Origin of the sequence: Haematobacter genomosp. 1 (assembly GCF_002196855.1) — a bacterium.
GTDB lineage: Bacteria > Pseudomonadota > Alphaproteobacteria > Rhodobacterales > Rhodobacteraceae > Haematobacter.
The window spans coordinates 49395-62413 of the sequence record NZ_NIPW01000003.1 but is presented as its reverse complement, the minus strand read 5'-3'; the positions used below and the strand labels follow the sequence as shown (position 1 = coordinate 62413).

The window sequence follows — 13019 nt, the reverse complement described above, 5'->3', positions numbered from 1 at the left end:
TCAGATCAGGAACTGACCCACGACCTCGTCATTGGTGATATCGGTAAAGACGAAGCCCGCTGCGTCGAGCCGCTCAAACAGCGTGGCGAAATCGCCCGGTGCGCGCGTTTCGATGCCGATCAGGATCGTGCCGAAATTCCGCGCGGATTTCTTCAGATATTCGAAGCGGGCCACATCGTCATGCGGGCCGAGCTGCCCCAGAAAATCCCGAAGCGCGCCCGGCCGCTGCGGCAGGCGGAGCAGCAGGTATTTCTTGATGCCGGAGAATCGCTGCGCCCGCTCCTTCACCTCCGGCAGCCGCTCGAAATCGAAGTTGCCGCCCGACGTCACGCAGACCACGCGCTTGCCGCGGATCTGGTCGGCCAGTTCAGGCAGGACGTCGAGCGACAGCGCGCCGGCAGGCTCCAGCACGATGCCCTCCACATTCAGCATCTCGAGGATCGTGGTGCAGATCCGGTCCTCCGGGGCGAGCAGGATGTCGTCCGTCGGAACATGGCGGAGGCGGCTGAAGGTCAGATCGCCCAGCCGTCCGACGGCAGCGCCATCGACGAAACTGTCCACCTTGGGCAGCGTCACCGGCCGTCCGGCCCTGACCGCCGCCCGGAGGCTTGCCCCCCCCAGCGGCTCCACGAAGCGGAAGGTCGTCTCCGGGGAGGCTTCGCGCAGATATCCCGTCACGCCGGAGGCAAGCCCGCCGCCGCCCACCGGCAGGATCACCATGTCGGGAGGCCCGTCGAGCTGATCCATGATCTCCACCCCGACCGAGGCCTGGCCCTCGATCACGTCGGCATCGTCGAAGGGCGACAGGAAATACCCGTGGATTTCGGCGCAGAACTCCTTTGCCGCCGCCAGCGACTGGTCGAAATAGTCGCCCGTCAGCTCGATCGTCACATTGTCGCCGCCGAACATGCGGGTCTTTTCGATCTTCTGATCCGGCGTCGTCACCGGCATGAAGATCGTGCCCCGCACGCCGAAATGCCGGCAGGCGAAGGCCACGCCCTGTGCGTGGTTGCCCGCGCTCGCACAGACGAAATGCCCGCTGGTCGCGCCGCTGGAGGCGATCACCTTGCGCATCGCATTGAAGGCGCCGCGCAGCTTGTAGGACCGGACAGGGGTCAGATCCTCGCGCTTCAACCAGATATCCGCGTCATACCGCGCGGAGAGCAGTTCGTTGCGCAGAAGCGGCGTTTCCGGGAAGAGATCACGGAGCGCGGCGGTGGCGGAGCGGGCGGAGGCGGCGAAACTGGTCATGCCCATTCGAATAGCGCCGGTCTTTCCGCACGTAAAGCCGCGTCAGGCGATCATCCCCTCGCCGCCCAGAAGCGCGCTCATCCGGCAATGCAGGCCTTCCGGAGCGAAATCCATGATCACCTCGCCGCCGAAAGTGCCCAGCCCCGCCGCGATCAGCCCCGAGCCGCTCCCCTTTGTCAGCGGCTCGGAAACCGGGGGGCCGCCCCTCTCCCGCCAGTCGAAGGTGAAAAGCCGCCCCTCCGGCAGCGCCTCCAGCGCCCAGACGATATCCACATGCCCTTCGGGCACGGAAAACGCGCCATGCTTGAGCGCATTGGTTCCGAGTTCATGCACAACGAGCGACAGGCTCATCACGAGCTGCCCGCCAAGCACGACATGCGGCCCGCTCAGGCTGTAGCGCGCGCTTTTCGCCTCGTCATAGGGCGACAGCGCGGCACGGACGACGGCGGCCACGGTGCTCTCCTCCGCCTCGGCGTTGAGCAGCAGGTTCTGCGCCCGGCCGAGCGCCATCAGACGCCCGTCGATCACCTTCGCCGCCTCCCGCGTGTCGCTTGCCCGGCGGATCGTCTGGGAGATCACGGCCCGCACGACGGCGAGCTGATTCTTCATCCGGTGCGACAGCTCGTTGGCGATGATCCGTTGCCGCTCCTCCTTCTCCCGCCGGTCGGTGACGTCGATGCCCTGAATGAGCACGCCGCGCGTCCCCGTCATGGGGTCGGCGAAGGGCTGATAGACGAAATCGACGTAATGGCGCGTCATCTCGGCATGATCGTCATGCAGCAGATCTATCGGGAGGTCGCGGCCCTCGTACGGCGTTCCGGTAGCAAAGACCTGATCCATCAGCCGAATGAAACCCTGTTCCACGATCTCCGGCAGAACCTCGGCGGTGGGCTTCCCGATGATGCCGGAATCCTTGCCGCAGAGATAAAGAAACCGCTCATTGGCCAAAGCGAAGACATGATCCGGCCCCATGACAAGGGCCGTCGCGCCGGGAGAAAGGCGCAGGGCCTCGTAAAGCAGCGCCCGCTCCTGCTCCTGCGCGCGCCGCTGGCGCACCTGTTCGGTGATCTCGTCGCAGGCGCAGAACATGCCGGGGATCCCGCCCCGCTCATCCCGGACCGGCGTGTAGGAGAAGGAGAAATGCGTCTCCTCCGGGTAGCCGTTGCGGTGCATGAGGAAGCGGATGTCCTCCATATGGGTCGAGCGCCCCTCATAGGCGGCCTGCAGGATCGGATAGACATCGTTCAGGATATCCGCCCAGAGAACCTGAAAGGGCACGCCGATCGCCGGATGGCGCGCGCCGCAAAGGGGTGCGTAGGCGTCGTTGTACAGCATGATCTCCTGCGGACCCCAGGCAACGAACATCGGCTGGCGGGAGCCGAGCATGATCCCCACAAGCGTCCTGAGCGCCGTCGGCCACGTTTCGGGCGGCCCCAGCGGATTGGCCGACCAGTCAAGGTCGCGCATGAGCCGCGCGCATTCCGTGTCCGCCGAAAACATTCCCACCCCGCGCCAGCCTGCCATGAAAACACTAAAGGAGGAGCGGCCTCCTTCAAGCCCTGCTGACGCTTTTCCTTGAGCCTCGCGCTCAAAGGGCATAGACCCGCGCGGATTGTTGTTCGCCGGGGAAAATCCCAATGTCCGCACCGAAAAAAGTCGTCCTCGCCTATTCGGGCGGGCTCGATACGTCCATTATCCTCAAATGGCTCCAGACCGAGTATGGCTGCGAGGTCATCACCTTCACCGCCGATCTGGGTCAGGGCGAGGAGCTCGAGCCCGCGCGCCAGAAGGCCGAGATGCTGGGGATCAACCCCGCCAACATCTATATCGAAGACCTGCGCGAGGAATTCGTCCGCGATTACGTCTTCCCGATGTTCCGGGCGAATGCGCTGTATGAGGGGGAGTATCTGCTCGGCACCTCCATCGCGCGGCCGCTGATCGCCCAGCGTCTGGTCCAGATCGCGGAGCAGACCGGAGCGGATGCCGTGGCCCATGGCGCAACCGGCAAGGGCAACGACCAGGTCCGGTTCGAGCTGTCGGCCTATGCGCTCAACCCGCATATCAAGGTGATTGCACCCTGGCGCGAATGGTCGCTGACCAGCCGCACCAAGCTTCTGGAATTCGCTGAGGCGAACCAGATCCCGATCGCCAAGAACAAGCGGGGCGAAGCGCCGTTCTCCGTCGATGCGAACCTGCTCCACACCTCCTCCGAGGGGCGTGTGCTGGAGAATCCGGGCGAGGAAGCACCGGGATACGTCTATCAGCGCACCGTCGATCCCGAGGATGCGCCGAACGAGGCGGAATACGTGGAGATCACCTTCGAGAAGGGCGATGCCGTCGCGCTGAACGGCGAGCGTCTCAGCCCGGCCACGATCCTGACCCGGCTGAACGAGCTGGGCGGCAAGCATGGCGTCGGCCGTCTCGACATGGTGGAAAACCGTTTCGTGGGCATGAAGTCCCGCGGGATCTATGAAACCCCGGGCGGCACCATCCTGCTGGTCGCACACCGCGGGATCGAGCAAATCACCCTCGATTCCGGGTCGGGACACCTGAAGGATTCGATCATGCCCCGCTATGCGGAGCTGATCTACAACGGTTTCTGGTTCAGCCCGGAGCGCGAGATGCTTCAGGCGCTCATCGACAAGAGCCAGGAGCATGTCTCCGGCACCGTGCGGGTGAAGCTCTACAAGGGTTCCGCGCGGACGGTTGCGCGCTGGTCCGACGAATCGCTCTATTCGGAGGCGCATGTGACCTTCGAGGATGACGCGGGCGCCTATGACCAGAAGGACGCGGCGGGCTTTATCCGGCTGAACGCGCTGCGGCTGAAACTGATCGCCACGCGGAACGCGCGCGGCAACTGAGCCCCGCAGGATCCCCCGGGGAGGGCCGCGCCGGCCCTCCCTCCCCCGGCTGAAATGCCGGAAATCCCCCTTCACAACGCCAAGGATCGCGCCGCCGGCTGCCTGCAAAGCGGGAGCGCAGAGCAGCCAGCAGGCTGTTGAAAGGCCTTAAGGTCGGCGCCGGAGCGGAAATCCTTCGCAATCTGAGGGAATTCAGCCGGAATCTGCACAATGCGGAGCATTCCCGGGCAGATTTCCATTGCCATGAGACTTCGGAATTTTTCAGCAGTCTGCTGAATAAGGCTTTTGGCATGTTGGGGCGGAAATCGGTCGCAATCTGACGAAATCCAGCCGGAATCTATATACGTCCGGGCAGATTTTCCGATTTCCGGCACATAGGCATGACGCTTCAGGACTTTTCCCGCAGCCCGCTAGAGACCGCGCGCGGCCAGAAACGCCTCCACCTCCATGCGGGAGGGCATGGCATCGCCGGCGCCGGGACGCCCGACCTGCACCGCGGCCGCCGCGGCGGCAAGGCGCATGGCGGCCTCCGGCGCGGCGCCCTCATCCAGCGCCGCGACAAGATAGCCCGCAAAGCAATCCCCCGCGCCGGTCGTATCCACCACATCGACGGAATGGGCCGGGACGCTCACAATCTCCTCCCCTTCCGTGATCCAGCTCGCACCGCGCGCCCCCTTCGTCACCACGATGTCGGGTATCCCCAGCGTGGCGAGTGGCTGCCCCAGAGCTTGCTCAAGCTGCTGCGCCTCCAGCTCGTTCAGGAGCAGGAGGGAGAGATAGGGCAGCACGGCGCGCACGGCCTCCACCTCGAAGGGCGCGGCCGAATAGGCGACGCGAAGCCCCCTGTCCCGCCCCGCACGGGCAGCGGCCTCCTGCGCGGAGGTTTCGTTCTGGATCAGCAGAAGATCGCCCGGACGCGATTCGGCCAGTCCCTCCGTCACCGCATGGGCGGGGATTTCGCGATTCGCGCCGGGATGGATGACGATGATGTTCTCGCCATCCTCCGCCACCAGGATCACCGCATGGCCCGTGGCCTCCGCCCCGATGCCGACGCGTGACACGTCCACCCCGGCGAGTGCCAGCCGCTCCAATGTCCAGCCGCCATCCTCGCCCACGGCGCCGAGATGCAGGACGCGCCCGCCCGCCCGCGCCGCGGCGACGGACTGGTTCGCCCCCTTGCCCCCCAGCCCCGTCGCATAGGACAGAGCTGCCAGCGTCTCCCCCGGCGCGGGATGCCGCGGCAGGCGATAGACCTTGTCGATATTGATCGAGCCCAGATTCCAGATCGTCATGCCCGATAGATAGCGCGGCGGCACGCCGCCGTGAACGGGATTTCGCCTTTCCCCCGCCCGCGCCGGTTTGTAGGTTCCGCAGCCGGAAACACGAGGAGAGACCGTGGCCAGCGACGATACCTCCGTCACGCCGATGATGGCACAGTATCTGGAGATCAAGTCCGGGCATCCCGACGCCCTGCTGTTCTACCGGATGGGTGACTTCTACGAGATGTTCTTCGACGACGCCGGTCAGGCGGCGGCGGCGCTGGATATCGCGCTGACCAAACGGGGCAAGCATCTGGGCGAGGATATCGCCATGTGCGGCGTGCCCGTCCATGCGGCGGAGAGCTATCTGCTCACGCTGATCCGCAAGGGCTTTCGCGTCGCCATTGCCGAGCAGATGGAAGACCCGGCGGAGGCGAAGAAGCGCGGCTCAAAATCCGTCGTGCGGCGGGAGATCGTGCGCCTCGTCACCCCCGGCACGCTGACGGAGGAGAGCCTGCTGGAGGCGCGGCGGCACAACTTCCTCGCTGCCTATGCCGAGATGCGGGAGGAGGGCGCGCTGGCCTATGTGGACATCTCCACCGGCGAGCTGGGCGTGACCGCCTGCCCGCCCGTGCGGCTTGCCCCGGAGCTTGCCCGGCTCCGCCCGCGGGAGGTGCTGATCTCCGACGCGCGGGAGGCGGAATGGGAGCCGGTCGTGGTGGAGGCCGGTGGGGTCGCCACGCCGCGCCCGCGCGCGAGCTTTGACAGCGCGGCGGCGGAGCGGCGGCTGTGCGCGCTGTGGCGGGTGGCCTCGGGCCTCGCTCGACGCGTTCGGGGCGTTTTCGCGGGTGGAGATCGCGGCGCTGGGGGCGCTCGTCGATTACCTCGACCTGACGCAGAAGGGGCGGATGCCGCTTCTCCGCCCGCCGGTGCGGGAGGAAGCGCGCCGCGCCATGCAGATCGACGCGGCGACGCGGCGGAACCTCGAACTGACGGAGGCGCTGTCCGGCGGGCGGGAGGGCTCCCTGCTCGCCGCCATCGACCGCACCATCACGGCGGGCGGCGCGCGGCTGCTGGAGCGGCGGCTTTCCAGCCCCTCCTGCGATCTGGGGGAAATCGCCTCCCGGCAGGAAGCGGTGCGGCTGCTGGTGGAGGATCGCGCGCTGGCGGACAGGCTGGCCGACAGGCTCCGCAAGGTGCCCGACATGGACCGCGCCCTGTCGCGGCTGGCGCTCGACCGGGGCGGGCCGCGGGATCTGGCGGCGATCCGCAACGGTCTCGCGGAAGCTGAGGCTCTGGCTGCGCTGCTCGCCGACAGCACGTCCAGCCGGCTCGCACGGGCGGCCGGGGCGCTCCGCGGGCATGGGGCGCTGATCGGGCTGCTGGAGGCGGCGCTGATCGCCGAGCCGCCGCTTCTTGCCCGCGACGGCGGTTTTGTGGCGACCGGGCAGGACGCGGAACTCGACGAGGCGCGCAAGCTCCGGGACGAAGGGCGGAGCGTCATCGCCGGGATGCAGGCCGATTACGCCGCGGAAACCGGCATCGGCTCGCTGAAGATCAAGCACAACAACGTGCTGGGCTATTTCATCGAGACGACCGCCACCCATGCGGAAAGGATGCTGGCCCCGCCGCTGAACACCCGCTTCATCCACCGCCAGACGACGGCCAGTCAGGTGCGGTTCACCACGGTAGAGCTCGGCGGGCTGGAGACGAAAATCCTCAATGCCGGAAACCGGGCGCTGGAGATCGAGAAGCGGATCTTCGAGAGGCTGCGTCAGGCGGTCCTCGCCGCTGCGGGACCGATCGGGGAGGCGGCACGGGCGCTGGCGGAGATCGACCTCTCCGGGGCGCTCGCCCTTCTGGCGATCGAGGCGGACTGGGCCTTGCCGGTGGTGGACGCCTCGCGTGCCTTCCGGGTGGAGGGCGGGCGGCATCCGGTGGTGGAGCGGGCGCTCCGCAGGCAGGGCACGCCCTTCATCGCCAATGACTGCGCCCTCTCCGACGGGGCGGAGGGGGCGGCGATCTGGCTCGTCACCGGGCCGAACATGGCCGGGAAATCCACCTTCCTCCGGCAGAACGCGCTGATCGCCATTCTGGCTCAGGCGGGCGGCTATGTCCCGGCCCGCGCGGCGCATGTCGGGCTGGTCAGCCAGGTCTTCTCCCGCGTGGGCGCGGCGGATGATCTGGCGCGCGGGCGCTCCACCTTCATGGTGGAGATGGTGGAGACGGCGGCAATTCTCAATCAGGCGGATGACCGCGCCCTGGTCATTCTGGACGAGATCGGCCGCGGCACCGCGACATGGGATGGCCTCTCCATCGCCTGGGCAACCCTCGAGCATCTGCACGGGGTGAACCGCTGCCGCGCGCTTTTCGCTACGCATTACCACGAGATGACAGGACTTGCCGCGAAGCTGCCCGGGCTCAGGAACGCCACCGTCGCCGTGCGGGAGTGGCAGGGGGAGGTGATCTTCCTGCACGAGGTGCGGGAGGGCGCGGCGGACCGGTCCTATGGCGTGCAGGTCGCGCGCCTCGCGGGGTTGCCGCCTGTCGTGGTGGACCGTGCGCGGGTGCTGCTCGAGGCGCTGGAGAAGGGGGACCGCGAGGGCGGCGGCCATCGGCGCGCCATGGTGGAGGACCTGCCGCTCTTTGCCGCGCGGCCCGCACCGCCGGTCGCGGTCGAGACGCCCGACGGGGTGAGGCGCGCGCTTGAGGAGATCGAGCCCGACGCCCTCACCCCGCGCGAGGCGCTGGAGGCCCTCTATCGGTTGAAGGCATTGCTGACCGCCGGCTGACGCCACCCTTCCCCGGGGCTTTGATAAAAGGTTGCCGCCGGGTCCGGCCTGTTCAGGGGAGGCTCCGTCCGGCAATCCCGTAGGCTGACCCGCAGCGTTCCGACCGGTGGCAGGGTGGGAGGCAGCGCTTCACCGGCAAGACCTGCGCTCCGGCAACGCCCCGGGCAGGACAGTCCGGCATCGTTCGGCAACAGGACGGACCGGACACCCGTCCTCCCGGCCCCTCTCCGCCCGACGCCGCAGGCGAAGGGCGGGCGGGTTCACGACAGGAAAGAGGCGGTATGCCCGCCGCTACCCCGTCCGTCCGGCAAGCAGGCGGCAAGGCGCGGGGGCCGCCCCCCGCGACCCCCGGCGGAGCGGGTGCGCTAGCAGGCTGCTGAAAAAATCCTGAAATGTGATGCCTACGCCTCCGGAATCGGAAAATCGGCCCGGAAACGCCCGGACGTATATCGATTTCCGGCTGGATTTCGTCAGATGGAGAAGGATTTCCGCTCCAACACAGGCCAAAAATCCTTTTTCAGCCGCCTGCTAGGCCTTGTCCGTCTCGCGGCGGTGAACGCGCAGCGGCGCCCAGGACTGGCTGACAGGCATCATCTCGATGCTGTTGAAGTTCAGATGCGGCGGTTGGGTGGCGAGCCAGTGGATCGTTTCGGCGATATCCTCCGGCTGGATCGGATCGGCCCCTTCATAAAGCGCGTCGTAGGCCGCCTGATTGCCGCGGGTGCGGATCATCGTGAACTCGCTCTCGCACAGCCCCGGCTCCAGCGAGGTGACCCGGACCCCGGTGCCGTGCAGATCGGCCCGCAGACCCAGCGAGAACTGCCGCACGAAAGCCTTGGTGGCGGCATAGACATTCCCCCCCGGATAGGGCCAGTGCGCGGCGATGGAGGAGAGGTTCACGATCATGCCCTTCCGCGCGATCAGCCCCGGCAGCAGCCTGTGCGTGACGGCGAGGAGGCCCGACACGTTCGTCTCCACCATCGCCTGCCAGTCCGCGAGCGGCGGTTCCGGCGCAGGCGCGGTGCCGAGCGCCATGCCTGCATTGTTCACCAGCAGGTCGATGGCGGCAAACGCGTCGGGCAGGCTGTCCAGCGCCGCAGCGACGGCGGCGGGATCGGTGATGTCGAAGGCGAGGCCGTGGAAAGCCGGGCCGATCTCCTCGGCCAACGCGCGGAGGCGCTCCTCCCTCCGGCCGGTGCCCACGACGGACCACCCGGCGCGCGCAAAGCGGCGGGCGGTGGCCTGACCGAAACCGGCGGTCGCCCCGGTGATGAGGATGGTGGGCATGGCTGTCTCCTTTCACGGATTGCGACCCGAGGTATTCCGCGACACGGCGGGCAACACAAGCAAAAGCGGCCCCCCCCCGCGACTGGTCCCCGCGGATGGTCTCCCCGAATGGTCCCGGCGGATGGTCCCGTGGCTCAGGCCAGAATCGCTGCGAGGCGGGCGAAGCTTGCCGCCGTTCCATCCTCCGCCCGCTCCGCCAGAAAGGCATCGAGCGCGGGCCAGACGGCGATGGCGCGATCGACCAGCGGATCGGAGCCGGGCACATACAGCCCCGCCTGGATCATCATCTCCGCCCGGTCATAGGCGCCAAGGAGCCGCCGCGCCTCCCCGATCAGCAGGTTCTCCTCGGCGCTTGCGGCGGCGGGCAGGCTGCGGGAGACGGAGCGGAGCAGGTCGATGGCCGGGAAGCGTCCGCGCTCGGCGATGCTGCGGTCCATCACCACATGGCCGTCCAGCACGCCGCGCAGAATATCGGCAACCGGCTCCTCCATGTCGGACCCGGCAACGAGCACACTGAAGATCGCGGTGATGTCGCCCGCGCCCTTCGGCCCCGGCCCCGCCCGCTCGGCCAATGCCGTGATCATCTGGCTGGTGGAGGGCGGGAAGCCCCGCAGGCTCGGCGGTTCGCCGGAGGCAAGCGCGATCTCCCGGTGCGCCTCGGCATAGCGGGTGACCGAATCCATCAGGAGGAGCACCTGTTTGCCCGCGTCGCGGAAATGCTCCGCCACGGCCATCGCGGTCCAGGCCGCGCGGCGCCGGAGGAGGGGCGACTGGTCGGATGTCGCAGCGACGACCACCGCCCGCGCCATCCCGTCAGGCCCCAATACGTGATCGACGAATTCGCGGACCTCGCGCCCCCGCTCACCCACCAGCCCGACCACCACCACATCGGCGGCAACATGGCGTGCCAGCGCCGCCAGCAGCGTGGACTTGCCCACGCCCGACCCCGCAAAGAGCCCGATCCGCTGCCCGCGCACGAGGGGCAGCAGCGTGTTGAATACGGATAGACCCGTCTCCATGCGGGTGCCCAGCGGCCGGCGCAGGGCCGCATCGGGCGGCGCGGCGGCATAGTCCCGCGCCCGCACCCCCGATCCCAGAGGCCGCCCGTCCAGGGGCTTGCCGGAGGCATCGACCAGCCTGCCGATCCAGCTTTCATCCGGGGCGATGCCGCTCCCCTGCTCCCAGAGCGCGAGATCGCCGACGGCCAACCCCTCCGGCCGTTTCTCCGGCAGCACGCCCGCGCCCTCCTGCGTGAGCGAGACGATCTCACCCGCCAGCCCCGCGCGCGTAAACTCCACCCGGTCACCCAGCGCGGCCCTTCGCGGCAGCCCGCCCACACCGATCAGCGCGCCGCTGACGGAAACGACCCTCCCCACGGGACGGGTGACGGGAATGGCTGCGATCCTGGAAAGAAGGATTTCGGGGGGCGACATCGGATTCTCCTGCGGCTCTTACCATTCTTAAAGGAATCACTCTTAAAGCTTGGTTTCGCCGAGAGAGGGAGAAACGCCGATGTTCGAAAGACTTGCACTGTCGCGACTCGCTGGCGCGCTCGCCAATCACGCCGCCGCCCGGCAGGCCATGGTGGCGGAGAACGTCGCCAATGCCGATACGCCGGGATACCGCGCCCGCGACCTGCGCCCCTTCGCCGAACTGGTCGAGCGGGGCGACATGCCGATGGCCGTCACACGGGCGGGCCATCAGCCGGAGGGGCTCTCCAGCCTCCGCAGCCCCGTGGACAAGGGAGGGGAGCCTGCGCCCAATGGCAATACCGTCTCGCTGGAGGGTGAGATGGTGACGGCGGCGGAGATCCGTCACAGCCATGACCTCGCGCTCGCCGTCTATCGCAGCGCGGGCGGCATCATCCGCGCCAGCCTCGGGAAGGCGGGCTGATGGCGGACCTGAAGCAGATCCTCGCCGTATCCTCCTCCGGGATGGAGGCGCAGGCCGGCAGGTTGCGCAACATCTCCCAGAACATCGCCAATGCCGATACACCCGGCTACCGCCGCAAGACCGCCGCGTTCGAAGCGGAAATGCGCGGCGCGGAGGCCGGGCAGGTGCATCTCTCCCGCACGCGGCTTGATCGCTCGGAGCTTCAGCGCATCCATGACCCCGCGCATCCGATGGCCGATGGCTCGGGCTACTACGATGGCTCCAACGTCGATCTGATGGTGGAGATCGCCGACGCACGTGAGGCCCAGCGCAGCTACGAGGCCAACCTGCGCATGTTCGATCAGGCCCGGCAGATGGCCTCCGCAGCACTCGACCTTCTCCGCCGATAGGATACCAGATGGACCTGACCCCCTCCCTCGCCATCCGTGGCTATGACACCGCCCGCCCCGCGACCCGCCCCGAACCGGGCGGCGCGGGCGGCCTGCTCGGCGCCGCGCAGGACTTTGCTCGCGTGCTTTCCGAAGGCGAGCAGACGGCCACCGCCGCCCTGAGCGGCAAGGCGGACGCCCACGCCCTGGTGCAGGCGCTCTCCGCCTCGCAGACGGCGGTGGAGACAGTCGTGGCCGTGCGCGACAAGGTGGTGGAGGCGTATCAGGAAATCCTCAGGATGCCGGTCTGATGGCGGATACCGTCCTTTACGACACGCTCCGGCAGGCGCTCTGGATCGCGGCGCTGACAGCCGCGCCGCTTCTGGGCGTGGCGCTGGTCACCGGCGTGGTGATCGGGCTCTTTCAGGCCCTCACCTCCGTGCAGGAGGCAACGCTGACCTTCGTGCCGAAGCTGGCGGCGATGCTCGTCGTCTTCTGGGTGTCGATGAGCTTCATGACCGAAACGCTGGTGAGCTTTTTCACCGACCGCATCGTGCCCCTGATCGCAGGAGGATAGGATGGACACCCCCGTTTATGTCGCCCTCACCCGCCAGCGCGGATTGACGCGCGAAATGGATGTGATCGCCAACAATATCGCCAATGCCTCCACCACCGGGTTCCGGCGCGAAGGGCTGGTGTTCTCCGAACACGTGAAGCGCTCGGGTCAGCCCGGAGAGGTCCTGTCCATGGCGACGGCCCATGGCCGCACCATCGACCCGCGCGCAGGCGCGATCACGGCGACAGGGGGCACCTACGACTTCGCCATCGAGGGGGACGGCTATTTCCTAGTGGAAACGCCGGACGGTCAGGCGCTCACCCGCGCGGGTCACTTCACGCCGAATGCCGAAGGGGAGCTTGTGACGCCGGAGGGGGACCGGTTGCTCGACGAAGGCGGCGGCCCGGTCTTTGTCCCGGCGGAAGCCCGTGCCGTGACGCTCTCGCCGGATGGCACGCTCGCCGCGGATGGCACGCCGCTCACCCGCATCGGCCTGTGGCAGCCCGTCGATCCCGGCCGGAGCCAGCTGGCGGGTGCAAGGCTCCAAATCCCAGAAGGCGGCGCAGAACCCGTCGCGGAAGACGGAGCGCGGCTTCTGCAGGGCCATCTGGAAGGCTCCAACGTCAACCCGATCTCGGAGATCGCGCGGATGATCGCCGTCCAGCGCGCCTACGAGATGGGACAAAGCTTCCTCGAGATGGAGGACGGGCGCATCCGCGTCGTCGTCCAGACGCTCGGCCGATAGGAGAGAG

The 13019-nt window shown here is 67.8% G+C and carries 11 protein-coding genes and 1 pseudogene; 7 read left to right on the top strand and 5 right to left on the bottom strand.

Annotation, left to right across the window (positions count from 1 at the left end):
- Both ilvA and CDV49_RS00405 read right to left on the bottom strand, forming a co-directional pair.
- Nucleotides 1–1251 carry a threonine ammonia-lyase IlvA gene (ilvA, locus tag CDV49_RS00410; protein ID WP_088213680.1) on the bottom strand — a complete coding sequence of 417 codons (1251 nt, stop codon included), beginning with the start codon at nucleotides 1249–1251 and terminating at the stop codon, nucleotides 1–3.
- A gap of 42 nt (nucleotides 1252–1293) precedes the next feature.
- Entirely contained in the window at nucleotides 1294–2718 is a 1425-nt protein-coding gene (locus CDV49_RS00405; RefSeq protein WP_179209075.1) for a sensor histidine kinase, read from the bottom strand.
- 170 nt (nucleotides 2719–2888) lie between these two features.
- Between CDV49_RS00405 and CDV49_RS00400 the strand changes: the two genes are divergently transcribed.
- Nucleotides 2889–4112 (top strand): argininosuccinate synthase, encoded by a 1224-nt coding sequence (locus CDV49_RS00400; RefSeq protein ID WP_088213606.1) that lies wholly within the window; start codon nucleotides 2889–2891, stop codon nucleotides 4110–4112.
- A gap of 410 nt (nucleotides 4113–4522) precedes the next feature.
- On the opposite strand, the gene CDV49_RS00395 is transcribed toward CDV49_RS00400, so the two are convergent.
- Nucleotides 4523–5404, bottom strand: coding sequence for a ribokinase (locus CDV49_RS00395; RefSeq protein WP_088213679.1), 882 nt, complete (start codon nucleotides 5402–5404; stop codon nucleotides 4523–4525).
- Between the two features lie 133 nt (nucleotides 5405–5537).
- On the opposite strand from CDV49_RS00395, the pseudogene mutS reads away from it, so the two are divergent.
- A pseudogene (gene mutS, locus CDV49_RS00390) lies at nucleotides 5538–8163 on the top strand (DNA mismatch repair protein MutS).
- Nucleotides 8164–8691: 528 nt separating this feature from the next.
- On the opposite strand, the gene CDV49_RS00385 reads toward mutS, so the two are convergent.
- Entirely contained in the window at nucleotides 8692–9450 is a 759-nt protein-coding gene (locus tag CDV49_RS00385) for an SDR family oxidoreductase (protein WP_088213605.1), read from the bottom strand.
- Nucleotides 9451–9584: 134 nt separating this feature from the next.
- A complete protein-coding gene (locus tag CDV49_RS00380) occupies nucleotides 9585–10883 on the bottom strand; it encodes a FliI/YscN family ATPase (protein ID WP_088213604.1) in 1299 nt (432 codons plus the stop codon).
- 79 nt (nucleotides 10884–10962) lie between these two features.
- On the opposite strand from CDV49_RS00380, the gene CDV49_RS00375 reads away from it, so the two are divergent.
- From CDV49_RS00375 to CDV49_RS00355, 5 genes are read left to right on the top strand one after another with little or no spacing between them, the layout of a single operon-like run.
- Nucleotides 10963–11343: a FlgB family protein gene (locus CDV49_RS00375; RefSeq protein ID WP_179209074.1), complete on the top strand. Its 381-nt coding sequence runs from the start codon at nucleotides 10963–10965 to the stop codon at nucleotides 11341–11343.
- A complete protein-coding gene (flgC, locus tag CDV49_RS00370; protein ID WP_035741849.1) occupies nucleotides 11343–11732 on the top strand; it encodes a flagellar basal body rod protein FlgC in 390 nt (129 codons plus the stop codon). Before CDV49_RS00375 ends, flgC begins: the two co-directional genes overlap by 1 nt.
- Nucleotides 11733–11740: 8 nt before the next feature.
- Complete coding sequence (fliE, locus tag CDV49_RS00365) at nucleotides 11741–12022, top strand: flagellar hook-basal body complex protein FliE (RefSeq protein ID WP_035709173.1); 282 nt, start codon at nucleotides 11741–11743, stop codon at nucleotides 12020–12022.
- A complete protein-coding gene (locus CDV49_RS00360; RefSeq protein ID WP_035741853.1) occupies nucleotides 12022–12288 on the top strand; it encodes a flagellar biosynthetic protein FliQ in 267 nt (88 codons plus the stop codon). Before fliE ends, CDV49_RS00360 begins: the two co-directional genes overlap by 1 nt.
- Nucleotide 12289: 1 nt before the next feature.
- Nucleotides 12290–13012, top strand: a complete 723-nt coding sequence (locus CDV49_RS00355; protein WP_088213602.1) for a flagellar hook-basal body complex protein — start codon at nucleotides 12290–12292, stop codon at nucleotides 13010–13012.
- Nucleotides 13013–13019 lie beyond the last annotated feature (7 nt).